Here is a 22287-nt window from a genome sequence, read left to right on the forward strand (position 1 = left end):
CTTGATCTCAATGGAGCGCTGGCCGACAATGTCCGCGGTTCAATATGAAGCTTCTTGGGGGAATTCGTGAATAGACCTGCCCGGGTCGTTGCCCAACCGACATCGTCCAATCCGCCGCAAGGCATGACACTGCTGCGCGATCCCTTGCTCAACAAGGGGACCGCCTTCACGGAAGCCGAGCGCGAGGCGCTGGGCCTGCGCGGCCTGTTGCCGCCTTGCGTGCTGACGATGGAGACGCAGGCTCAGCGCGTCCTCACCAATCTGCGAACGCTGCCGACCGATCTGGAAAAATACGTCGCGCTGAACGCGCTGCATGACCGCAACGAGGCGCTGTTCTTCCGCGTCGTCGTCGACAATATCGACGAGATCCAGCCCATCATCTACACCCCGACGGTCGGGCTCGCCTGCCAGAAATTCGGCCTGATCTTCCAGCGGCCGCGCGGCATGTTCATCTCCTCGCGCGACCGCGGTCAGATCGCGGACATTCTGAAGAACTGGCCCTATGCGGCCAAGCTGATCGTCGTCACCGACGGCGAGCGCATTTTGGGACTGGGCGATCTCGGTGCCAACGGCATGGGTATTCCGGTCGGCAAGCTCTCGCTCTATTCGGCCTGCGCGGGCGTGCATCCGGAAGCGTGCCTGCCGATTGTGCTCGACGTCGGCACCAACAACGAAGAGCTCTTGAACGATCCCTATTATCTCGGCCTGCGCGAGCGGCGGCTGACGGGCGAGGCCTATGACAGCTTCGTCGACGAATTCATGCAAGCCGCGCGAAAAACCTTTCCGGGCGTGCTGATCCAGTTCGAGGATTTCGCCAATCATTCGGCGTTCAAGCTGCTGCACAAATATCGCGACGAGGCCTGCGTCTTCAACGACGACATCCAGGGCACTGCGGCGGTCGCGCTCGCTGGCCTGTTCTCGGCGCTACGCGTGAACGGCGGCAAGCTGAAGGATCAGCGCATCCTGTTCCTCGGCGCAGGTGAGGCGGCAACCGGCATTGCCGATCTCGTGGTCTCCGCGATGATGGCGGAGGGTGCTTCGGAAGCCGAAGCACTCCGGCGCAACTGGCTGGTGGATTCCCGCGGGCTCGTCGTCGGCGGCCGTGAGGGCCTTTCCGGCCACAAGCTGCGCTATGCGCATACGGGTCAAGCGCCGATCGCCGACTTCCTCACCGCGATCAAGACGCTGAAGCCGACCGCGATCATCGGTGTCGCCGCGGTTGGCGGCGCCTTCACGCCCGAGGTGCTCAAGGCGATGGCCGAGCTCAACGAACAGCCGATCGTGTTCGCGCTGTCCAACCCGACCTCGAAGGCCGAATGCTCGGCGGAGGACGCCTATCGCTACACCGATGGGCGCGCGCTGTTCGCCTGCGGTAGTCCGTATGATCCGGTGACGCTGAACGGCCGCAGTTTCGTGCCGCGCCAGGGCAACAACTCCTACATCTTCCCCGGCGTCGGCCTCGGCGTCATCGCCAGCGGCTCGAAGCTGGTGACCGACGAGATGTTCATGGCGGCCGCCCATACGCTCGCCGATTGCGTCGGCAAGGAAGATCTCGCGCAGGGCAGCCTCTATCCGGCCCTGCCGCGCATCCGCGAGGTCTCGGTCCGCATCGCCGCGGCCGTTGCCGACGTCGCCTATCAACGAGGGCTCGCCGACGGACCCGCGCCCAATGACGTCAAGGCGCTCGTGCAGTCGCAGATGTACGAGCCGCATTACTGAGCGACACCGTCATGGCCGGGCTTGTCCCGGCCATCCACGCCTCGCCGCGTCGTGCGAAGAACGTGGATGCCCGGGACAAGCCCGGGCGTGACGACTGTCTGAATCAAGCCTCGTTAGGTCAGCATCGCGTCACCATCCCAGGTGGAATCGCCATTGTGCCGCGCGGCTGCATATGCGACAGTCTGTAGCGCTACAAGAAAACTCAATCCGCAAGGTAAGCCGCCATGGACGATCGTTTGCCCGAACTGGGCGACCTCGAGCACGAGGTTATGCAATTGGTTTGGGCCCATGGTCCTGTCACGGCCGAAATCGTGCGCGAGCGGTTGTCGCGGCGTCTGAAGGAATCGACGGTGCGCACGGTGCTGCGGCGGCTGGAAGAAAAGGGCTATGCTAATCACACCGTGGACGGACGTACCTACGTCTACCAGGCCGCCGAGCCGCGCGCGAAGGTTGCGGCCAAGGCGGTGCAGCGCATCGTCGACTGGTTCTGCAACGGCTCGATCGAGGAGGTCCTCGTCGGCATGGTGGACAACAAGATGCTCGACCAGCAGCAATTGCGCACGCTGGCCGACCAGGTGGCCAAGGCGAAGAAGGCGAGGGGAGTGAAGAAAGAATGATCGCAACTCTGGCGGAGGCGGCACTGCGCTCCCTTGTGCTGGGAGGCGTCGTCTGGTTCGGTCTCAATCTGTTTCGCGTGCGCAACCCGCACGTTCACATGACGGCCTGGGTCGTCGTGCTGCTGGCCTCGCTGGCGATGCCGTTCGTGATGCATTGGCCGACGCTCACGATCACCCGGCTGCCCTTGCCGGTCGCCGTGCCGGATGATTTTCTGCCGGCCGACGTCTCGATGCTGGAGACGCCGCAGCCCGCGCTGCCAGTCGCGCCCGGCATTGCCATCGCGCCGCAGGCCAGAAGCGGGCTCTCGATCAATTGGTGGCTCGCTGCCACCGTGATCTATGCCGGCGTCGCTGGCCTGTTGCTGCTGCGGCTCGCGATCGGGCTCTGCCTGACCTGGCGTTTGGCGCGCGCGGCAAAGCCGATGAAGGGCCTGCAGATGATCGACGCCGACGTGCGCGTCAGCCGCGATGTCGGCGGCCCCGTCACCTTCGGCTCGACCATTCTGGTGCCGCCGCAATTTTTCAGCTGGGACGCGAAGAAGCGCCTTGCGGTGCTCGCGCATGAAGGCGCGCATGTCGTCAACCGCGATTTCTACGTCCTCCTGCTGGCGTCGTTCAACCGCGCGGTGTTCTGGTTCAGCCCGTTCTCGTGGTGGCAGCTGGCGCGGCTTGCCGAGCTCGCCGAGATCATCAGCGACGCCGAGGCGATCGAGGTGATCGACGACCGGCTGTCCTATGCGGAAATCCTGCTCGATTTCGCCAGCACCGTGAAGCCGCGCCCGGTCGAGCTCGCGATGGCGCGGGCCTCGACCGTTCGCGCCCGTGTCGAGCGCATCATCGCGGCTGCCGCGATGCCCGTCGCCGTCAGCTGGCGCAAGCGGCTGTGGATCGCGGCTGCGATCGTCCCCGTGGTGATCGTGTCCGCCGGCATGATCGCCTATCGCACGCCGGACGCGGCGCCCGTGGCCGCGGATATCGGCGAGGTGCCCGTCCAGCATTACCGCCCGTTCGTCAATTTCTACGCCATGGGTCCGACCTCGGTGTTCGCCGTCTTCCGCGAGGGCGACGAGCTTTATGGCCAGCTCACGGGCCAGCGCAGGCTGCGCCTGACGGTCGGCAATGACGGCACGGCGTCCTACGCGGCCTCGTCCGGCGAGATCACCTTCGCGCTCGATGCGGAGCGCCGCTCGTCCGAGCTGACGCTGCGCATGAACGGCCGCGACATTCGTGCGGTTCGTGTCGCCGAGATGCCGGCGGCGGTAGCCGAGCCGGTATCGCTCGATCCGTATGTCGGTTGGTACAGGATTGCGCCGAACCGCGTGCTGACGGTGCGGCGTGACGGTGATCGGCTCCGGGTGCAGGAAACCGTGCTGGGCCCGGCGACGCTCCTCGCCGAAGGTGCCGACATCTTCTCAATTCGTGGCGAAAATCTCCTGATCTTCCTGCGTGACGAGCAATCAAAGGTCTCGCGCGTGCTGGTGCACAATTCGGTCTTTGGCGCCCGCCTGGCGCCCCGGATCGATGCGGCGGTGGCTCAGGCGATCGAGGCGGATTTCGCGCGCCGCCTTGCGGAAGTGCCTGACCGATTCAGGGAGCAGGTCCCGGCGCCCGGCGGCAAGGAGATGATCTTGCGCGGCATCGAGGATCTTCGCCGCGGTACGCCCAACTACGATCGGATGAGTGCGCCGCTGGCGGCCAAGGTTCACCGGCAGCTCAGCGAGTCGCAAACGACGTTCGTGGCGCTCGGCGCGGTGCAATCGATCTTCTTCCGCGGCGTCGGCCCCGGCGGCTACGACATCTATGGCGCGAAGTTCGAGAACGGCACGGCGGAATTTCGCCTGATGATCGAGCCGGACGGCAAGGCCGGCGACGTGCTGTTCCGGGCCGACGGCAATGAGGAGCTCGGCGGCATCGTGCCTTGCGCGGAGGAGGCGAGCGTTCGCGGCCGCGCCGGCACCTCGCCGATCAGGATCATGCTCTACAACGAGATGGCCGACGACATCCAGGTGTTCAAGCTGGACGCGGACGGCAATCGCAAGGCGCAGATCGTCAGGCCCAACATGACTTGGTTCACCACCGCCACCGTAAATAATCCCTGGATGATCGCCGACAAATCGGGACGGTGTCTGGAGATCCTGATGCCGGGCCGGCAGACCCGCTTCCACAATGTCGAAGCCTCGAATATCGGCGCGCATCCCGGTCGCGCCGCGCGCCGCGCCGTTCCGATCGCCAATGGCGAGGCGATGCTGCGCCGCTATATCGAGGGCGTCGGCAGAGGACAGCCGGACTACGAGCACATGACCTCGGAAGTGGCCGACATCACGCGTCAGCAGTTGCCGTTCGACCAAGCGATCCTGGCGCGGCTCGGTGCGTTGCGTGCGGTCTCCTTCCGCGGCGTCACCGCGCTCGACAGCGACATCTACATCGCCCAGTTCGCCAACGGCTCGGCGGAATGGCGCATCGGCGTCAGGAACGACACCATCACGAAGATCGCGCTCGGGCCGAATTTCTAGGGCCGCCGGCCGCTCCCGATGTCTTGATGGAGATGTTTCAATCTCCGCTTGTCGGCCGGACGCGCAAGTGCTACGGTTTGTAGCATTACATTTCGTAGCCTCGAACGGACACCGTCGGGCCGGCTCGAAGAATTGGGCATTCGCCATGAGCAATTCCGCAAAGGCCGAAGCCGTGCTGGCGCTCCATCGCTTTGGGATGGGGCCGCGGCCAGGCTCGATTGCCGCGCTGGGAAGCGACCCGCGTGGCGCGCTGATCGCCGAGCTCGACCGGCCGCTCGTGCTCGCCGCGGCGGCCAGCCTGCCCTCCAGTGCGAAAGCCTATCGCACCGTGGCCGATGCCAATGCGCGGCGCACGGCCCGCGCCAAGCAAGCGCAGCAGCAGGCCAAGAAGCAGCAGATGGCGTCGGCGCCCACCGCAGCTGACGACCAGGCTCAGCCGCAATCGCGGACGCAGGGGCAAGCGGGCCAGGAAAAGGACGCCGCCGAGATGGCGGCGAAGCAAGCCGCCGACGCTATTCCTGATCCCGGACGTCCGATGTATTTGCAGGAAGCCAAGCTGCGCACGGAGGCGGCGCTTGCAGCCGATATCGGCTTTGCCGAGCGGCTGGTCTGGTTCTGGTCAAATCATTTCTGCGTCTCGGCCAACCGGATCCAGAGCATGTCCGGCGCCTATGAACGCGAGGCGGTTCGCGCCAATGCGCTTGGCCGGTTCGTCGATCTCCTGCTGGCCGTCGAAGGCCATCCGGCGATGCTGTTCTATCTCGACAATCTCGGTTCGATGGGGGCGAATTCGACCGCGGGCATCAACCGCAGCAGCGGCCTCAACGAGAACTTTGCCCGCGAGATCATGGAGCTGCATACGCTCGGCGTGCGCTCCGGCTACACCCAGGACGACGTCATCAACTTCGCCAACGTGCTGACCGGCTGGACGCTGGTGCCGCCGGGCGCCGATCCCCAGCATGGCGGCGAGTTCACCTTCAATCCGCGGCTGCACGAGCCCGGCGGACAGACCGTGCTCGGCAAGCGCTATGAGCAGGAGCATGTCGAGCAGGGCCGCGCCGTGCTGCGCGATCTCGCTACGCATCCGGCAACGGCGACTCATGTCGCGACCAAGCTCGCGCGCCACTTCGTCGCCGACGAGCCGCCGCCGGCGCTGGTCGAACAGATGGCGAAGGTTTTTCGCGACACCGAGGGCGATCTCAAGCAGGTCGCGACCCTGATGGTGTCGTCGGACGAGGCGTGGCGCGCGCCGCCGTCGAAGCTCAAGCGTCCCGGCGAATGGGTCGTCGGCATGGTGCGCGCAACCGGCATCACGCAGGTCGATCCCGTCCGCTTCACCGGCGGCCAGGAGCTGCTGGGAGAGGCGCTGTGGCGTCCGCCCGCGCCCAAGGGTTATCCGGATGATGAAGCAAGCTGGATCGACGGCGTCGGCCGGCGGCTCGACGTGGCCAACAATTTCGCGGAGCGCATCACCGGCATGGCCGATCCGCAAGCCATCATCGAGGACGTCTTTGCATCGCAGATCGCCCCCGAGGTGAAGCAGGCGGTCGGCCGCGCCGAGAGCCGGCAGCAGGCGCTGGCGCTGCTGTTCATGTCGGCGGATTTTCAGAGGAGGTGAGCATGGGCGTCGTCAATCATTTGCCCACGCGACGCGAGCTTCTGGTCGGTTCCGGCGCGCTGTTCGCATGGAGCCAGATGCCCAGGATCGCGCGTGCGGAGGGGCGCGATCCGCGCCTGCTCGTCATCGTGCTGCGCGGTGCGCTCGACGGTCTCGGCGCCGTCGCGCCGGTCGGCGATCCCGACTGGATCTCATTGCGCGGCGATCGCGCGCTGGTGCTGGACGGCAAGCCGCCGGCGCTGCCGCTCGATGCCTTCTTCGCGCTCAATCCGGCGATGCCGAATTTGCACCGGCTCTACAAGAGCGGCAAGGCGGCGATCGTCCACGCAGTTGCGACGCCCTATCGCGAGCGCTCGCATTTCGACGGCCAGGACGTGCTGGAGAGCGGGCTCGTCAAGCCCGGTATGACCAGTTCGGGATGGCTCAACCGCGCGCTGCTCGCGCTGGAATCGGGCGGCCGCGTCGATCCACGCGGCAGCCGCGCGCTCGGCATCGGCTCGGTGACGCCGCTGGTGGTGCGCGGCTCGGCGCCGGTCATGACATGGGTGCCGCAGAAATTGCTCCCGGCGAGCGAGGACACGCAGAGCCGCCTGCTCGATCTCTACCAGCACACCGATCCGAAGCTCGCGACCGTGCTGCAGGCGCGCATGAAGCTCGCTTCGCTCAGCGGGGCACCCAGCGCGGGCGATGCGATGTCGGACGATCCGACCCTGGCGCCGCCGGGCATCGCGCGCGTGCGCGCCTACTTCGCCGACGCCGCCGGCACCGCCGCGCGCTATCTCGCCAAGCAAGACGGTCCGCGCGTCGGCGCCATGGGCTTCGTCGGATGGGATACGCACATCGCCGAAGGCGCGGCCTCGGGCCAGCTCTACAATCTGCTCGGCGCGCTCGACGGCGCCTTCGCCGCCATCGAGAGCAATATGGGCGAGGCCTGGGGCGAGACCGTGGTCGCCGTGGTCACCGAGTTCGGTCGCACCGCGCGCATCAACGGAACGCAAGGCACCGATCACGGCACCGGCACGGTCGCGTTCCTGATCGGCGGCGGGCTCGCCGGCGGCCGCGTGATCGCGGATTGGCCGGGGCTGAAGCCGGCGCAACTGTTCGAGGATCGCGACCTCAAGCCGACCACCGATCTGCGCGCCGTGCTCAAGGGCCTGCTCAGGGATCATTTGCGCGTCGAGGAGAAGGTGCTGGCGGAAGCGGTTTTCCCCGGCAGCGCCGACGTCAAGCCGATGGGGGGCCTTGTGGCCTGAAGGCGCAATGTGCACGCTGACGCAAAGAGAGCTCGATTTTCTCGCCAGCTTGAAGACGAATTGGCAAAGGCTCTATTGGCGTGAGTTCGCGCGCATCCTCAGGGAGAACGCGCAGCTCCGATACGCCGGCGCCGAAGCTGGCTCCGCGCCGCAACAGGGATGAGGCTCGCATGAGGCGGCGCCAGTTCATTTCGCTTCTCGGCGGCGCCGCACTGGCGCCGCTCTCCGCGGTCTGCGCGAACGCAGCCGACGGCTGCGGTGTTCCGCCCGAACGGGGCGACGGCTGGCCGGGCGGCTCCGTCGCTGGCGACAGTCTCGTCAATCGCGAGGCGCTGTGCGGGATGGCCGACCGGCTCGCCGCGAGCGATGCCAATATCCATGCGGTGCTGGTCGCCCGCGACGGCAAGCTGGCGTTCGAGCGTTACTTCAAGGGCGCCGACGAGATACCCGGCTACATCTACGGCCGCCGTGTGGAAACCATCGCCTTCGATGCCGATACGTTGCACAACATGAAGTCTGTTTCGAAGAGCGTTGCATCGCTCGTCGTCGGGATTGCGATCGATCGCGGGCTGATACGCGGCGTCGACGAGCCGATCTTCAGCTTCTTCCCCGAGCTGTCCGACTTGCGTTCTCCCGAAAAGGACCGCATCCGGCTGGTGCATGTGCTCACCATGTCGATGGGCCTGAAGTGGGTCGAGGCGACGCCCGCGACGGGAGACGACGACAATGACGAGACGCGCATGCATATGGCATGGGATCCGTGTCGTTACGTTCTCGGTCTTCCCGTGACCGCCGCGGCGGGGCAGGAGTTCTTCTACAACACCGGCGCGCTCACGCTTGTGTCGGCCATCATCCGCAAGGCGACGGGACGTCCTCTCGATGAATTCGCGCGCGAGAATTTGTTCGAGCCTCTGGGTATCACCGGCACGGCGTGGGGCCGGTACAGGGGGGATACCGATGCCGGAGGAGGATTGCGCTTGCGACCGCGCGACATGGCCAAGATCGGCCAGCTCGTGCTTGCGGGCGGTCGCTGGAACGGCCGCCAGATCGTCTCCAAGGCGTGGATCGAGGCTTCGACGGCAGAGAAGATCAAGGCGACGGACTCTCAAACCTACGGATATCTGTGGTGGCGCGGCCAAACGCGCCTCAATGACCGCAAGATCAACTGGATCGGCGCGCTGGGCCGCGGCGGGCAGTCGATCCGCATCGTCCCGGAACTCGATCTCGTCGTCGCAGTGACTGCGGGTTACTATCAGGACTACAGCTCGCAAGCGTTTCGATTGCAGTTCGGCGTCTTCCGGGACGTGTTGCGCGCGATCCCGCCTCCGGCCTGAACGGGAAGGGCCCCTCTGGGGCGGTCGCCGTCCCGATTCAGGACATGCAGGTGTGGTGGAATCGTCACAGCTGACGCGAAACGGCGGCGGCCCCACGCCCGCTTTTGTTCCGACAAGGTTCTGCCCTCATTGCCCACCGAAACTCCGGGCAGTTCGGAGGGCGCATCATGTCTTGCATTGCACGTGCCGAAACTGCCCGGATTTCACTGGCAACCGCGAGCCGGCTGCTGCTGGCCATCGTCGGGGCCGCCTCGCTCGCCGCCTGCGCGCAATCGCCTGTCGGCCGCCAGAAGGCCGATCTCGGGGGCACCGGCCGGCAGGCCGCGATCGAGCGGCCGCACCGGGTGGCGGCGCTGCATCCAAGGCCGATCAGCCGGGCGCGCATTTCCAACGGCGATGCAAAGCAAGCGGCCTCGCACGGCGTTGCCAGCTTCTATTCGGATACGGAGACGGCGAGCGGCGAGAAGTTCGACAAGAACGAATTGACCGCGGCCCATCCGACCCTGCCATTCGGCACCAAGCTGCGCGTCACCGACGTTTCCTCCGGCCGCTTCGTGACCGTCAGGGTCAACGATCGCGGTCCCTATATCCGCGGACGCGTCGTCGACGTCTCGCCTTCCGCGGCCGAGGCGCTCGGCATGGTCGACAGGGGCATCACCAATGTCCGGCTCGACGTCGTGCAATGAGGCCCGGCCCGTCGAGATCGACCCGCGCACTTAACCGGCTGTTAGCTGCTCTGTCGCACCATGGCTGTCCAACAAGTCGAGGCTCCAGGTTCGGGGTCTTCTGGGGAGGCGGCGCTTGAACACGATCCAGTATCTCGAAGATCAGGCTGCGCGCGCCGAGCGGCTCGCCAAACGGATCACGGATACGCTGACGATCGAAAGGCTCCTGACCTTCGCGGGCGAGCGTCGCCGCGAGATCGAAGTCATCGCCGGCAAGCATCGCCGCGCTTAACTCCCGCATTCATGCTATGGCTCTCGACGAAGTCGCTGAGATAATCGGGCAGCTCTATGCCATAGATGTCGCAGCGCGCCTTTATCGCGCCGGCGACATCGGTCGAGATGTCCTTCATCCAATGTTCGAGCGTGTTGAACGAAATCACCTTGATGGGGTCGTTGAAGCAACCGGCGACGAACTCGCCGATCGTGGTTTCGAGATCGCTCCGCTCGATGCGAATCTCCGTCGCCTGGTCGAGGCGATCGATCACCACGAACAGGGTCTTGTCTGCGCCATAGGGCACGACCGGGGGTAGTACGCCAGTTGCAAGCATGTGAGGCACTCACGCCTTGACTTCCGATTTCCACCAACGGGAAAAACCGGTAGAAGGTTCCTAACGCGCCTGCATGTGAAGCGCCGTCAGAGAAATTCTCTCCAGCGCGACAGCTCGATGACGTGTTCGGGCGAGAGGATGCCGGTCACGAGCGGCGGCTGCGCCGCGTCCGGATCTCATAGAGATGCCGGGTCGTCGCCGGCTTCCCCATGAACGCCGATATGCACTCGTCGAGCGTGCCTTCCCTTATCGGGTATGATTCCCGGTCCGGCCGGCGCTGGTTTGCCAGCGATGGCCATTTATGCAGGGCCGCCAGCGCATCGAAATCGACCTTTGAAGCCGCAACCACGTCCCCCATCGTCCCACCTCACGCAAAAAACACCCCAGCACGCGGATTTGCGTGCCGGGGCCCATACCTGTCGCTGCATCTCAATGCCACGAGCACTTAACGGGGCAGCGGGGAAAAGGTTCCCGGCCGCTCCGTTTCCGCTCAACTCGCGGCCGCCGCGATTTTGTGCCCTGGGCTGGCGTTGCCGTGATTGTCCTCGTCACCGCGGCTGATCTCCGGCGGCAGCCCGGCGAAGCGTCGCAAGGCTTCCGCCATTTGCACGCGGCCCGGCACGCCCGTGATCACCACATCGACCATGGTGAAGGACGAGTGGAAATGGCCGTGCGCCCTGAGCTGCTCGACCGGGACGCCTGCGGCCGCCATCGCTTCGGCATAAGCGATGCCTTCGTCGCGCAAGGGATCGAACTCGCAGGTCGCCACGAAGGCCGGCGGCAGCCTTTCGACCCTGCCGCGGAGCGGCGAGGCGCGCGGATCGGTGCGGTCCGCCGGCGAGCAGTAGAGGTCCCAGAACCAGTACATCAGCGATCGCGTCAGGAAGTAGCCGGTCGCATTGTCGTTATAGGACGGGCGATCGAAGGTGCAGTCGGTGGCCGGGCAGATCAGGAGCTGGCCAGCGATCTCCGGCCCGCCGCGGTCGCGCGCGAGCTGGCAGGTGACGGCGGCGATGTTGCCGCCGGCGCTCCAGCCCGCCACCATTACCGGGCCCGGCTTGCCGCCGAGTTCAGTGGCGTGTTCGGCGATCCAGCGCGTGGCCGCATAGCCGTCTTCGGCAGCGGTCGGGAAGCGATGCTCAGGGGCGTGGCGATAGCCGACGCTGACGAACGTCATGCCGGTCCGCCGCACCATGTCGCGGCAGAACGGCTCGTCCGACTGCTCGTCGCCGAGCACCCAGCCGCCGCCGTGGAAATAGACCACGACCGGATGCGGGCCCGGCGTCGCCGGCTTGTAGACGCGGTACCGCAGCGCGCCGCCCGTGACGGGCAGGGTGCCGTCGATGATGTCGCCGATCGGCCGTCCGGCGGGCCGGCCCTTGTTGAACTCGTTCACGAACTCGCGCGCGCCGATCGCGCCCATCGACTCGATCGGCGGCAGATTCAGCGATGTGAGCAGGTTCATCACCAGCCGCACGTCGGGCTGCAGCCGCACCACCTCGCCGTCATTGCATTGCTCCGTGCCGCCAGGGCCGGTGAGCCTGAAGCCGAGCATGCCGCGGCTGACCACCTCGTCGCAGATGCTGCGATAGGGGCCGACGCCCCCGGTATAGGGCATCAGGCCCTGTACCTTGCCGGGGACGTTGGCGCCCGTGTACCAGGTGTTGGCGAGCCGATGCAGCGTCAGCATCGAACAGTCGGCCATGTGTCTGTTCCAGCCGGCCTGCGCCGTCTCGGTCGGCTCGATCGTGGTGAAACCGGCATCACGCAATGCGGCCAGTCGGTCGACCACCCAGTCGACATGCTGCTCGATCGACACCGCCATGTTCGACAGCACCGACGGGCTGCCCGGCCCGGTGATCATGAAGAAGTTGGGAAAGCCTTCGACCGTGAGCCCGAGATAGGTCTGCGGCCCCTGCGCCCAGACATCGGTCAGCGACTTGCCGCCGCGCCCGGTGATCGGATGCACGGCGCGGATCGCGCCGGTCATGGCGTCGAAGCCGGTCGCGAACACGATGACGTCGACGTCGAAGCTGCGGCCGTTCGTGGAGATGCCACTTGCCGTGATCGCCTTGATCGGCTCCTGCCGCAGATTGACCAGCGTGACGTTCGGCCGGTTGTAGGTGGCATAGTAGTTGGTATCGAGGCAGGGACGCTTGGCGCCGAACGGATGGTCGTGCGGCATCAGCGCCGCGGCGGTTTCGGGATCCTTCACGGCCGCCGAGATCTTCTCGCGGATGAGATCGCAGATCAGCTTGTTGCCGTCGACATCGACCGCCTGATCGGCCCAGAGCTGGGTCAGGATATAGACCAGATCGCCCTTGCTCCAGGCTTCCTCGAAGCGCGCGCGGCGCTCGGTGTCGCTGAGCTGCCAGCTCACTGCCATCTGCTGCGGATAGGGCACGCCCGCCATCGACTGGCGCGCCTGCTCACGATAGGCGGCGCGATCGCCCTGCAAAAGGCTCATGCGGTCCGATGGCGCCGGGCCATTATGCGCGGGCAGTGCGAAGTTCGGCGTGCGCTGGAACACGGTCAGATGCGCGGCCTGCTCGGCGATCAGCGGGATCGACTGGATCGCCGACGAGCCGGTGCCGATCACGGCGACGCGCTTTCCTGCGAGATTGACGCCGCCATGCGGCCAGCGTCCGGTGAAATAGACCTCGCCTTTGAAATCCTTGACGCCGTCGATCTCCGGCGGCTTCGGCGCCGAGAGGCAGCCGGTGGCCATGATGTAATGGCGGCAGGAGACCGGTGGGCCATTGTCGGTGGTGAGCTGCCAGCGCTCGGCCTTCTCGTCCCATCTGGCTTCGGTGACCTTGGTGCTGAAGCGGATGTCGCCCCTGAGGTCGTAGCGGTCGGCGACGAAGCCGAGATAGCGCAGGATTTCGGGCTGGGTCGCGTATTTCTCCGACCAGGTCCAGGCCGCCTCGAGCTCGGGATCGAAGGTGTAGCTGTAGTCGATGGTCTGGATGTCGCAGCGCGCGCCCGGATAGCGGTTCCAGTACCAGGTGCCGCCGACGTCGCCGGCCTCTTCAAGCCCGACCGCCGAGAGGCCGGCCTTGCGCAGGCGATGAAGCAGGTAAAGGCCGGCAAAGCCGGCGCCGACCACGGCGACATCGACCTGCTGAGCGGTTCCGCGCTCATCGGAGGCACGTGTGGCAACCATCGCATCTGGCATGGCATCCTCCCGTATGTTTTGTTTTGCCGGCAGGCTATCGCCACATGCACGGCTTGTCATCACAGCAAGTGCAATCTTCGGTAGGCGTTTGCGGCATCACCGTGACACGTGAATGTTGCGGCACTACACGCACCGCGATGCACAATGGCCGTGATTGCCCGGGCTAATCATGCCCGATCCGCCTGTGTATGCTTGCGGTTACAAGCCACGCGTAACGATCGAGCGTCATGCCAGAGTTGAGTGAGCGGACCAAAGCGAACATGGACGTCGTCCTGGAGCAGACGTGCCGGCAATTGCCGCATGGCGGCGATCACGACAGCCGCAGGTTCATCGCCGAACGCCTGATCGAAGCTGCGCGGGCCGGGCACACCACGCTTGGCGAGCTCGGCATCGTCGCGCGGCACGCGCTGGCGGAGATTCTCGCAAAGCGCGGTTAGTGCGAGCCGGCAGGCTTGCCCCGCCGACGGCGGCGGACGTAACCTGCAGGAAACCGTTCCGCGCATCGAGATGCACCGAAGATGCGATCCCTGCTCGCGCTTCTTGCGGCCTCCATTGTCCTGTGTTGCGCCGGCCCGGCCGTGGCGCAGCCGGTCGGACAATTTCCATTCGCGCTGACGCGTGAAGGACAGATGCTCGGCGCCGTCGAAGGCGAGGTGGCCTCGTTCAAGGGACTGGCCTACGCCGCGCCGCCGGTCGGCGCGCTGCGTTGGCGCCCGCCGCAGCCGACGCCCGAAAGTTCGGAGATGCACACCGCCTACGATTACGGCGCGCCGTGCCTTCAGCCGTCCTTGCCTGATGCGAGCGAGGATTGCCTGACGCTGAACGTGTTTCGTCCCTTCGGGGTCGACGGCCCGCTGCCAGTGATGATGTTCATCCATGGCGGCGGATTCATCAGCGGCACCGCGAATGAGCGGCTGTTCGACGGTGCCAGGCTGGCGCAAGCCGGCCTCATCGTGGTCACCGCAAATTATCGCCTCGGCGCGCTCGGCTGGCTCGCTGATCCCGCGTTGGCGGACGGCGGCTCCGGCAATTACGGCCTGATGGACCAGATCGCCGCGCTGCGTTGGGTTCATGACAACATCGCGGCCTTCGGCGGTGATCCGCACAACGTCACCTTGTTTGGCAGCGACGCGGGCGCGACGTCGATCGCGCTTCTGATGCTGTCCGCGCAGTCGCGCGATTTGTTCCAGAAGGCCATTCTGCAATCGGTGCCCGGTCGCGCGCCTCTGCGCTCGGTGCAGGACGCGCAGGCGACCGGCCGGCAGTTCGTGGCGGCGCTCGGACCGCAGGCGGATTTGCGCGCCGCTGAACCGCGCCGCCTGCTTGCCGCCGAAAGCCGTCTGCTGGAGCAATCGCGGTATGCCTTCGCGCCAATGATGGATGGAAGTCTGGTGACCGAGGATATCGCTGCCGGCTTTGCGGCCGGACATCAAAGCCGCACTCCTCTGATGATCGGCTCGAACGACGACGAGACGGGCTTCGACGGCGAGTTCGATACCAGGGAGGAGCTTGCAGCGTCAGGCCTCACAAGCGATGAGCTGCGCAAGCTCTATCCCGATCTCGCCAAGCCTTCTCTCGACAGGCCTTCTCTCGCCAAGCCTTCGGATATTGCGGCAAGATTTTACACCGACAAAGTTTTTTCCGAGCCCGCAAGGCTGCTGGCGCGCCTGCATGCCGCAAGCGGCGCGGCGACCTTTCGCTATCGCTTCGCTTACGTGCCCGAGGCGCGCCGCGCCAGTCCTGGGGCTGGGCACGGGCGCGAGTTGCAGTTCATCTTCGGTGCAGAAGGCGTGCCGGGCGCGGGCATCTTCTCGCGGGCTGATCGCGAGGTCGCAAGCCGCATGCGGTCCTATTGGATCAACTTCGCCAGGAGCGGCGATCCCAACGGTCCCGGTCTGCCGCATTGGGACGCAGCCGCAGGGAGCGATCGCCTGCTGCTGATCACCAACGAGCGCATCGCGAGCGGCGACGATCCCTTGGCGGAGCGTCTCGACCGGCTCGCGCGCTAGCGCCGACAAAAATGGTTGGACTTAAGCCGCGAGCTCGACGCGGGGCGCCGGCGTCAGCCGGCCTTCCTCCAGATAGTCCATCGCGCCGTCCTTCTCGACGGCGTAGAACTGCTGGCCGTCCCGCGACTTGAAGGCGGCGCGAACGATGCCGCGGCGGCCCTTGTCACTGTTGACGACGTCCCCCAGCGCAAACTTCTTCATCTCACGTCTCACTTGTCTTCAGGCCGACTGCTTCGGCCACGCCGGGGATTTTGGGCGGCAAATCGTTAACGACTTGCTAACCATGCCGCTTTGCCTATGCTCGCCGCCGGACGCGCGGGCACGCGCAGAGTGCCGATGAGACGAGCCCCATGACGCGATTTCCGACCCTGTTCCTGTCGCACGGCGGCGGCCCCTGGCCCTTCATGGAGGACCGGCGGGTGCAATATGCCAGAACCGCCGAAGAGTTCGGCCGGTTGCCGCAGCTTCTCCCGGAGCGGCCGAAGGCCGTGCTCGTCATCACCGGCCATTGGGAGGCCGATGCCTTCACCGTCTCGACCTCGGCGCAGCCGCCGATGGTGTACGACTATTACGGTTTCCCCGAGCATACCTATCATCTCAAATATCCGGCGCCGGGCCGGCCCGAACTGGCGACCGAGGTGAAGGCGCTGCTCACGCGCGCGGGCCTCGAATGCCGGGAAGATCCCAACCAGGGTTTTGATCACGGCACCTTCGTGCCGCTCGGCCTGATGTATCCGAACGCCGACATGCCGATCGTGCTGCTGTCGCTGAAGTCTGCTTACGATGCGGCCGAGCACGTCAAGGTCGGCGAGGCGATTGCCCCGCTCCGCGATCAAGGCATCCTGATCGTCGGCAGCGGGCTGACCTATCACAACATGCGCGGCTTCAACCGGCCGGAGTCCAAGCCGGTCTCGTATGACTTCGAGGCCTATCTGAACGAGGCGATCAGCAACCCGGATCCGGCCCGCCGCAACGCGATGCTGGTCGATTGGGAGAATGCACCGAGCGCGCGCCTGGCGCATCCGCGCGAGGATCATCTGCTGCCGCTGATGGTGGCTGCCGGCGCCGCCGGCAGCGATATCGGCAAGCGCGTCTTCGTCGACGAGGTCGCGAGTGTGGCGATGGCGTCGTATGTGTTTGGGTGATTCCGTAGGGCGGATTAGCGAAGCGTAATCCGCCGTCGTGCGGCAAGGTGGCGGATTACGCCCGCGGACTGCGCTTCGCGCAACCGGGGGCTAATCCGCCCTACGGCATCCCGCGACCTCACCCGTATTTCAGCTTCATGAACAAAATGCCGCCGGCGAGCAGCATGGTGATGGCGTTGGCGGCGACCAGCGGGGCATCGCCCGAGAGCAGGCCGTAGATCAGCCAGAGCAGAAGGCCGAGGACCATCACAAGAAACATGCCGAGCGAGATGTCTCCGGTGGAGCGCGTCTTCCACACCTTGATGGCTTGCGGCGCATAGGCCACGGTGGTGCAGGTGGCGGCGGCAAAGCCGATCAGCTTGATCACGAACGGGTCCATGCCGGCTCTATAGCATGGATTCGACGACGGTCATCGCCTCAGGCACGCTCCGTCATGAGCCCGCGATACAGCGCGGCATAGTCGCCGGCGCGGTTGCGCCAGGAGACGTCGGTCGCAAGGCCGTTTCGTTGCAGCCGGCGCCAGGTCTGCTTGTCGTGGAAGGCGGTGTTGGCCTTGCGCAGCGTGCCGGCGAGGGCAGCCGCCGTCACGGGTGCGAACTTGAAACCGGTGGCATCGCGGTCGGCGGCGTCGGCTTCGCTGATGTCGACGATGGTGTCCTCGAGCCCGCCGACGCGTGAGACGATCGGAACGGCGCCATAGCGCAGCGCGCAGAGCTGGGTCAGGCCGCACGGCTCGAAGCGTGACGGCACGATCAGCGCGTCCGATCCGGCCTGGAGCAGGTGCGCCAAAATCTCGTCATAGCCGATCACGACGCCGATCCGGCCGGGATTGGCGCGGGCGGCGGCCTGATAGCGATCCTGGAGATCGCGGTCGCCGCTGCCGAGCAGCGCGAGCTGCATGCCTTCGGCCAAAATGGTCGGAATGGCCTCGAGCAGCAGATCGAGCCCCTTCTGCCAGGACAGCCGGCTAATGACGCCGAGCAGCGGCGCCTCGTCGGAGGAATCGAGATTGAACTGCTGCTGGAGCACCGCCTTGTTTGCCGCCCGGAAGGTCAGGTCCTCGGCGCCGTAGCGGTAGGCGATGTGCGCATCGTCCTGCGGATTCCACACCGAGATGTCGATGCCGTTGAGGATGCCGCTCAGCACGTTCGCGCGTGCGCGCAATAGGCCACCGAATCCCATGCCGCCTTCGTCGCTCTGGATCTCCTGTGCGTAGGTCGGCGACACCGTCGTGATCCGATCGGCGAATTGCAGGCCTGCCTTCAAGAAGCTGATGCCGCCGAAATATTCGATCTCGTTGACGTTGAACGCGTGCCAGGGCAGGCCGATCGCACCGATCAGCTCAGGAGCGAACTTGCCCTGATAGGCCATGTTGTGGATGGTCATCACGGTGCCGGGCCGCGGGCGATTGTCATAGTGTAGATAGGCGGGCGCGAGCCCGGCCTGCCAATCATGGGCGTGCACGACATCGGGAACGAAGGCGGGGACGAGGCCGTGGCCGATATCGGCGGCGATGCGCGACAGCGCCGCGAAGCGCACGCCATTGTCCGGCCAGTCGACACCCTCGGTGGTGACATAGGGATTGCCCGGCCGCGCATAGAGATGCGGCACGTCGAGCACGAACAGGTCGAGCCCGTCATGGGAGCCCGCGAGCAGCCGGCCCGGCCCGCCGAAATAATCCGGCCAGCTCCGGATTTCGTCTGCGTTCGATACGAGCCGCATCACGTCGGGATAGCCCGGCATCAAGGTGCGCATCTCGACGCCATGCGCCTTCAGCGCGATCGGCAGCGCGCCGGCGACATCCGCGAGGCCGCCGGTCTTGACGATGGGGTAGACTTCAGAAGCGACCGCGAGGACGCGAACAGGCCTCATGTATTGAGCCTGTCGATCATCGGCTGGGTGACGAGCGAAATCCCCTGCTCGGTGGTGCGGAAGCGCTTGGCATCGAACGCGGGATCCTCGCCGATCACGAGTCCTTCCGGAATCTCGACGCCGCGGTCGATCACGACGTTCTTCAGCCGCGCGCCGCGGCCGACATTGACATAGGGCATGATCACGGCGTTCTCGACATTGGCATAGGAGTTGATGCGCACGCCGGTGAACAGCAGCGAGCGGCGCAGCGAGGCGCCGGAGATGATGCAGCCGCCCGAGACCAGCGAGCTCACGGCCTGGCCGCGCCGGCTCTCCTCGTCATGGACGAATTTCGCCGGCGGCGTGATCTCCGCATAGGACCAGATCGGCCAGGAGCTGTCGAACAGGTCGAGCTCGGGCACGACGTCAGTGAGGTCGATATTGGCAGCCCAATAGGCATCGACCGTGCCGACGTCGCGCCAATAGGCGCGGGGGTCGCTGCCGGAACGCACGCAGGAGGTGGAATATTGGTGCGCCATCGCGCGGCCGTTCTTGACGAGGTAGGGAATGATGTCCTTGCCGAAATCGTGGTTCGAGTTCGGGTCATCGGCGTCGCGCTTGAGCTCCTCGAACAGGAACTTGGCGTCGAACACGTAGATGCCCATGCTGGCGAGCGAGACGTCCGGCTTGCCCGGCATCGGCGGCGGATCCTTCGGCTTCTCCAGGAACTCCTGAATCCAGCCGTTCTCGTCGATATGCATGATGCCGAAGCCCGAGGATTCCGTCCGCGGCATCTCCAGGCAACCGACGGTGACGTCGGCGCCGCTGTCGACGTGCTGGCGCAGCATCACCTCGTAATCCATTTTATAGATGTGGTCGCCGGCCAGCACCACGATGAAGCGGCAGGCGTGGGATTCGATGATGTCGATGTTCTGGTAGACCGCATCCGCCGTGCCGACATACCACATGTTCTCGGAGACGCGCTGGCTCGCGGGGAGGATGTCGAAGCTCTCGTTTCGCTCAGGGCGGAAGAAGTTCCAACCCATCTGAAGATGCCGGATCAGGCTGTGCGCCTTGTACTGGGTTGCGACCGCGATGCGGCGGATGCCCGAATTGACGGCATTCGACAGCGCGAAATCGATGATGCGGGACTTGCCGCCGAAATAGACGGCTGGCTTGGCGCGGCGGTCGGTCAGCTCCAGCAGCCGGCTGCCACGTCCGCCAGCCAGGACGAACGCCAGCGCCTGACGGGCAAGCGGCTCGGGTCTCGCGGCACTCATGTCATTCCTCCCACTCACACCCGGCGCAGGCCGAGGCTATTTGTCGCGAGAAGCCTCGCGCCATTGGAACCGATAGTAGCGGTACGAATAGTCAATCGTGAAGTAGGTTGTTGGTTGCGCGGGCGAGAAGCTTAATGCTTTGCCTTGGCCGCGGGGCTCCGGCATTGCACCGGTGTCACGTCGGGCAGAGCGGGCGCGTTGGTCCGCCTCGCATGCCGGCAGCCGGCTCGCAGCGAGGCTTGGACGAGGCTTGGACGAGGCTTGTGCGCCGCACGCAAATCCGGGCTTGGAAAATCCGGGCTTTGACTTGGCGCAAAGATGCCCGATCATGTCGCTGCGATCCTTTTCCAAGCAAGACGTTAGACAGGGAGCAAGTCGATGAGGATCTGGAAAACGGCAATTGCCTGTTCGGTCGCCGGCGTGGTCATCGCCGGTCAAATTCAACAGGCGGCAGCGGCCCCGCTGCCGACCAACGTCGCGGCCATGAAGGCCACGGTTGGTGACGATGTCGCGCAAGTGCATTGGCGCGGCGGCGGGTGGGGTTGGGGCCTTGGCGGTCTCGCGGCCGGCGCGATCATCGGCGGCGCGATCGCGGCCGGCGCGCCTTACGGCTACGGCTATTACGGCGGCGGACCGTATTATGGCGGCTATGGCTATCCGGGTTACGGCTACGGTTATGCCCCCGCCTATTACGGCGGCTACGGCTACGCGCCGGTGTATCCGCGCTATTATCGGCCCTATCGTCCGTATTACGGCTATGGCTACGGCTACCGGCCGTACCGGGTCTATCACCGGCACTATTATCGCCGATATTGGTGAGAACCGCGCGCGGCTAGAACGAGAACCACACGATCAGGCTCATGCAGGCCAATTGCGTGAGCACGATCGCGGCGAGATGCAGCGGACCGGCCTTGAGGCGAGGCCTGCGCATCCCGCTACGTTCCACCTTGTTGGGTTTGCCTATTGCCGCGAACACGGCGCGCTCCCTCTCCCGCTTGCGGGGGAGGGCTGGGGTGGGGGTGTCTCCGCGGGCGACAACCCCCAAGAGGAGAGAGCTCTCACCCGGCGCGCGGGACGATGCTTCGCATCGCCCGGAACGCGCCGACCTCTCCCGCAAGCGGGAGGGGTCGAGCGAGCCCGCGGCTCAGTCCGCAATTCATCTCGCTCAATTCGAGCTGGCCGCCGCGGCGGTGAAGCTGCGGTCGACGGCTTTGCTCACGTCGAGCTTCTTGGGCAGGATGCCGTAACGCGTCGAGCGGTCGGAGGCTTCCTGCACCTCCTTCACCACGTTCTCGTCGATCACGATCGGGCTGGTACGCTGCGCGGTATAGGCTGACGGCAACACGTCTTCCGGCAATTTGGTCAGCTCGGCGGTGTTCCTGGCATATTCGGATACGTGATCCAGCGACCACAGCCGCGCCTTGTTCAGCCGCTGCACCAGGTCCTGCACCGCCGCGCGCTTGGTGGCGATGGCGTTGTCGGAGGCGACAATGAAGGTGATGGTCGGCGTCAGGCCTTCGCCGTCGGCGATCACCCGCGCCTTGTCCTTCAGCGTGGCGAACGACACGTAAGGCTCCCACACCGCCCAGGCGTCGATCGAGCCGGCGACCAGCGCAATCTTGGCATCGACGGGGCCGAGCGGCGCGAAGGTCGCATCCTCGAGCTTGATCTGTGCCTTCTCCAGCGTCGCGTCGATCAGGAACTGGCCCCAGCCGCCGCGCGTGCCGGCGAGGCGTTTACCCCTGAGGTCGGCGGCCGATTTGATCGGCGAATCCTGACGCACCAGGATGGCTTGCGTCCTCGCATCCGACCTGGTGCCGCCGATCGCCTTGATCGGCGCGCCGGCGGCGTAGACCGAGAGGAAGGAGAGATCGCCGGTGTAGCCGACGTCGAGCGCGCCGGCGTTGAGCGCTTCCAGGATCGGCGCCGCCGCGGGGAATTCCGACCATTCGATTCTGTAGGGCAGGTCCTTCGCGTAGCCGGAGATTTCGAGCAGCGAGCGGTTGCCGCCCTTCTGGTCGCCGACGCGCAGCACGACGGTGTCTGCGGCAAACGACGCGGCAGTCGTCGACAGCGTGATGGCGGCGGCGAACAGCGAAGCGGCGAGCCGGCGGGTGATGGAATGATCGTGGGAGTTGATGCTCATATAGCCTGTCTTGTTGCTTGCTTGTGATTTTGGCTCACGACGCGTGAGCGAGCGATGCAGCGAGACGATCAAGTCTATGACCGCGCGAAGTGCAGTCAATGAAATGGCCGACCGTATTGCGCGCGCATCGAGCAAGGACGTTTCATTGAATCCTTGCGCGCGAGAACACGACGGTCTTGCGAGAGAAGGATGCACGGGATCCAAGCAGATGCGCGCTCGTGGCGATCGTCGGGAGCAACCGCATTCGCGAAAATCGTTTCATCGTTCCCGCGCGCGCCGATGGAGAGAATGACCTCGCTTCGCATCACATTCGAAATTCCATTTCATTGACGATACGGCGAGTGCGCCGCA

19 protein-coding genes and 1 pseudogene are annotated in these 22287 nt (G+C 65.5%); 12 read left to right on the forward strand and 8 right to left on the reverse strand.

Annotated features, from left to right (window positions below; all coding sequences use genetic code 11):
- The first annotated feature begins 66 nt into the window (after window positions 1-66).
- The 8 genes from A3AS_RS0122130 to A3AS_RS48430 all read left to right on the forward strand — a co-directional run bounded on the left by A3AS_RS0122130 (window position 67) and on the right by A3AS_RS48430 (window position 10011).
- A complete protein-coding gene (locus A3AS_RS0122130) occupies window positions 67-1719 on the forward strand; it encodes an NAD-dependent malic enzyme (RefSeq protein WP_084674887.1) in 1653 nt (550 codons plus the stop codon).
- A gap of 224 nt (window positions 1720-1943) precedes the next feature.
- Complete coding sequence (locus A3AS_RS0122135) at window positions 1944-2336, forward strand: BlaI/MecI/CopY family transcriptional regulator (RefSeq protein ID WP_018319749.1); 393 nt, start codon at window positions 1944-1946, stop codon at window positions 2334-2336.
- Window positions 2333-4849 carry a M56 family metallopeptidase gene (locus A3AS_RS0122140; protein WP_018319750.1) on the forward strand — a complete coding sequence of 839 codons (2517 nt, stop codon included), beginning with the start codon at window positions 2333-2335 and terminating at the stop codon, window positions 4847-4849. Before A3AS_RS0122135 ends, A3AS_RS0122140 begins: the two co-directional genes overlap by 4 nt.
- 145 nt (window positions 4850-4994) lie before the next feature.
- Window positions 4995-6467 carry a DUF1800 family protein gene (locus A3AS_RS0122145; RefSeq protein WP_018319751.1) on the forward strand — a complete coding sequence of 491 codons (1473 nt, stop codon included), beginning with the start codon at window positions 4995-4997 and terminating at the stop codon, window positions 6465-6467.
- 2 nt (window positions 6468-6469) lie between these two features.
- Window positions 6470-7720, forward strand: a complete 1251-nt coding sequence (locus A3AS_RS0122150; protein WP_018319752.1) for a DUF1501 domain-containing protein — start codon at window positions 6470-6472, stop codon at window positions 7718-7720.
- Between the two features lie 170 nt (window positions 7721-7890).
- Entirely contained in the window at window positions 7891-9054 is a 1164-nt protein-coding gene (locus A3AS_RS0122160) for a serine hydrolase (protein WP_018319754.1), read from the forward strand.
- A 167-nt stretch (window positions 9055-9221) separates the two neighbouring features.
- A complete protein-coding gene (locus A3AS_RS0122165) occupies window positions 9222-9740 on the forward strand; it encodes a septal ring lytic transglycosylase RlpA family protein (protein ID WP_018319755.1) in 519 nt (172 codons plus the stop codon).
- Between the two features lie 115 nt (window positions 9741-9855).
- A complete protein-coding gene (locus A3AS_RS48430; RefSeq protein WP_018319756.1) occupies window positions 9856-10011 on the forward strand; it encodes a hypothetical protein in 156 nt (51 codons plus the stop codon).
- Here the strand turns inward: A3AS_RS48430 and A3AS_RS0122175 are convergent.
- The 3 genes and pseudogenes from A3AS_RS0122175 to A3AS_RS0122185 all read right to left on the reverse strand — a co-directional run bounded on the left by A3AS_RS0122175 (window position 9983) and on the right by A3AS_RS0122185 (window position 13505).
- Window positions 9983-10327, reverse strand: a complete 345-nt coding sequence (locus tag A3AS_RS0122175) for a hypothetical protein (RefSeq protein ID WP_018319757.1) — start codon at window positions 10325-10327, stop codon at window positions 9983-9985. The two genes, A3AS_RS48430 and A3AS_RS0122175, sit on opposite strands and share 29 nt — an antisense overlap.
- Window positions 10328-10413: 86 nt before the next feature.
- Window positions 10414-10685 (reverse strand): annotated as a pseudogene (locus A3AS_RS0122180) (hypothetical protein).
- A 132-nt stretch (window positions 10686-10817) separates the two neighbouring features.
- Window positions 10818-13505 (reverse strand): alpha/beta hydrolase fold domain-containing protein, encoded by a 2688-nt coding sequence (locus A3AS_RS0122185; protein WP_018319758.1) that lies wholly within the window; start codon window positions 13503-13505, stop codon window positions 10818-10820.
- Between the two features lie 227 nt (window positions 13506-13732).
- Here A3AS_RS0122185 and A3AS_RS0122190 point away from each other — a divergent pair, with 227 nt between their 5' ends.
- Window positions 13733-13942, forward strand: a complete 210-nt coding sequence (locus A3AS_RS0122190; RefSeq protein ID WP_026202245.1) for a hypothetical protein — start codon at window positions 13733-13735, stop codon at window positions 13940-13942.
- A gap of 81 nt (window positions 13943-14023) precedes the next feature.
- Entirely contained in the window at window positions 14024-15514 is a 1491-nt protein-coding gene (locus A3AS_RS0122195; RefSeq protein ID WP_018319759.1) for a carboxylesterase/lipase family protein, read from the forward strand.
- A 21-nt stretch (window positions 15515-15535) separates the two neighbouring features.
- Here A3AS_RS0122195 and A3AS_RS0122200 read toward each other — a convergent pair whose 3' ends face one another.
- A complete protein-coding gene (locus A3AS_RS0122200) occupies window positions 15536-15715 on the reverse strand; it encodes a hypothetical protein (RefSeq protein WP_018319760.1) in 180 nt (59 codons plus the stop codon).
- A 149-nt stretch (window positions 15716-15864) separates the two neighbouring features.
- Between A3AS_RS0122200 and A3AS_RS0122205 the strand changes: the two genes are divergently transcribed.
- A complete protein-coding gene (locus A3AS_RS0122205; RefSeq protein WP_018319761.1) occupies window positions 15865-16659 on the forward strand; it encodes a class III extradiol ring-cleavage dioxygenase in 795 nt (264 codons plus the stop codon).
- Window positions 16660-16777: 118 nt separating this feature from the next.
- On the opposite strand, the gene A3AS_RS0122210 is transcribed toward A3AS_RS0122205, so the two are convergent.
- From A3AS_RS0122210 to glgC, 3 genes are read right to left on the reverse strand one after another with little or no spacing between them, the layout of a single operon-like run.
- Window positions 16778-17038, reverse strand: a complete 261-nt coding sequence (locus A3AS_RS0122210; RefSeq protein ID WP_018319762.1) for a SemiSWEET transporter — start codon at window positions 17036-17038, stop codon at window positions 16778-16780.
- 38 nt (window positions 17039-17076) lie between these two features.
- A complete protein-coding gene (gene glgA / locus A3AS_RS0122215) occupies window positions 17077-18531 on the reverse strand; it encodes a glycogen synthase GlgA (protein ID WP_018319763.1) in 1455 nt (484 codons plus the stop codon).
- Window positions 18528-19790 carry a glucose-1-phosphate adenylyltransferase gene (gene glgC / locus A3AS_RS0122220; protein WP_018319764.1) on the reverse strand — a complete coding sequence of 421 codons (1263 nt, stop codon included), beginning with the start codon at window positions 19788-19790 and terminating at the stop codon, window positions 18528-18530. Before glgC ends, glgA begins: the two co-directional genes overlap by 4 nt.
- A gap of 378 nt (window positions 19791-20168) precedes the next feature.
- On the opposite strand from glgC, the gene A3AS_RS0122225 reads away from it, so the two are divergent.
- Window positions 20169-20609 (forward strand): hypothetical protein, encoded by a 441-nt coding sequence (locus A3AS_RS0122225; protein ID WP_018319765.1) that lies wholly within the window; start codon window positions 20169-20171, stop codon window positions 20607-20609.
- Between the two features lie 346 nt (window positions 20610-20955).
- Here the strand turns inward: A3AS_RS0122225 and A3AS_RS0122235 are convergent, their stop codons facing one another.
- Entirely contained in the window at window positions 20956-21936 is a 981-nt protein-coding gene (locus A3AS_RS0122235; protein ID WP_026202246.1) for an ABC transporter substrate-binding protein, read from the reverse strand.
- Between the last annotated feature and the right edge of the window lie 351 nt (window positions 21937-22287).

It is taken from the genome of Bradyrhizobium sp. WSM2793 (assembly GCF_000379585.1).
In the GTDB taxonomy this organism is placed as follows: Bacteria; Pseudomonadota; Alphaproteobacteria; order Rhizobiales; family Xanthobacteraceae; genus Bradyrhizobium.

Excerpts from the sequence above, each read along its gene's own strand:
- A3AS_RS0122235 (WP_026202246.1), bottom strand. The coding sequence starts at position 21,936 with ATGAGCATCAACTCCCACGATCATTCCATCACCCGCCGGCTCGCCGCT.
- A3AS_RS0122165 (WP_018319755.1), top strand. The coding sequence starts at position 9,222 with ATGTCTTGCATTGCACGTGCCGAAACTGCCCGGATTTCACTGGCAACC.
- A3AS_RS0122150 (WP_018319752.1), top strand. The coding sequence starts at position 6,470 with ATGGGCGTCGTCAATCATTTGCCCACGCGACGCGAGCTTCTGGTCGGT.
- glgC (WP_018319764.1), bottom strand. The coding sequence starts at position 19,790 with ATGAGTGCCGCGAGACCCGAGCCGCTTGCCCGTCAGGCGCTGGCGTTC.
- A3AS_RS0122205 (WP_018319761.1), top strand. The coding sequence starts at position 15,865 with ATGACGCGATTTCCGACCCTGTTCCTGTCGCACGGCGGCGGCCCCTGG.
- A3AS_RS0122135 (WP_018319749.1), top strand. The coding sequence starts at position 1,944 with ATGGACGATCGTTTGCCCGAACTGGGCGACCTCGAGCACGAGGTTATG.
- A3AS_RS0122225 (WP_018319765.1), top strand. The coding sequence starts at position 20,169 with ATGAGGATCTGGAAAACGGCAATTGCCTGTTCGGTCGCCGGCGTGGTC.
- A3AS_RS0122195 (WP_018319759.1), top strand. The coding sequence starts at position 14,024 with ATGCGATCCCTGCTCGCGCTTCTTGCGGCCTCCATTGTCCTGTGTTGC.
- glgA (WP_018319763.1), bottom strand. The coding sequence starts at position 18,531 with ATGAGGCCTGTTCGCGTCCTCGCGGTCGCTTCTGAAGTCTACCCCATC.
- A3AS_RS0122160 (WP_018319754.1), top strand. The coding sequence starts at position 7,891 with ATGAGGCGGCGCCAGTTCATTTCGCTTCTCGGCGGCGCCGCACTGGCG.
- A3AS_RS0122145 (WP_018319751.1), top strand. The coding sequence starts at position 4,995 with ATGAGCAATTCCGCAAAGGCCGAAGCCGTGCTGGCGCTCCATCGCTTT.
- A3AS_RS0122140 (WP_018319750.1), top strand. The coding sequence starts at position 2,333 with ATGATCGCAACTCTGGCGGAGGCGGCACTGCGCTCCCTTGTGCTGGGA.
- A3AS_RS0122185 (WP_018319758.1), bottom strand. The coding sequence starts at position 13,505 with ATGCCAGATGCGATGGTTGCCACACGTGCCTCCGATGAGCGCGGAACC.
- A3AS_RS0122200 (WP_018319760.1), bottom strand. The coding sequence starts at position 15,715 with ATGAAGAAGTTTGCGCTGGGGGACGTCGTCAACAGTGACAAGGGCCGC.
- A3AS_RS0122190 (WP_026202245.1), top strand. The coding sequence starts at position 13,733 with ATGCCAGAGTTGAGTGAGCGGACCAAAGCGAACATGGACGTCGTCCTG.
- A3AS_RS0122175 (WP_018319757.1), bottom strand. The coding sequence starts at position 10,327 with ATGCTTGCAACTGGCGTACTACCCCCGGTCGTGCCCTATGGCGCAGAC.
- A3AS_RS0122210 (WP_018319762.1), bottom strand. The coding sequence starts at position 17,038 with ATGGACCCGTTCGTGATCAAGCTGATCGGCTTTGCCGCCGCCACCTGC.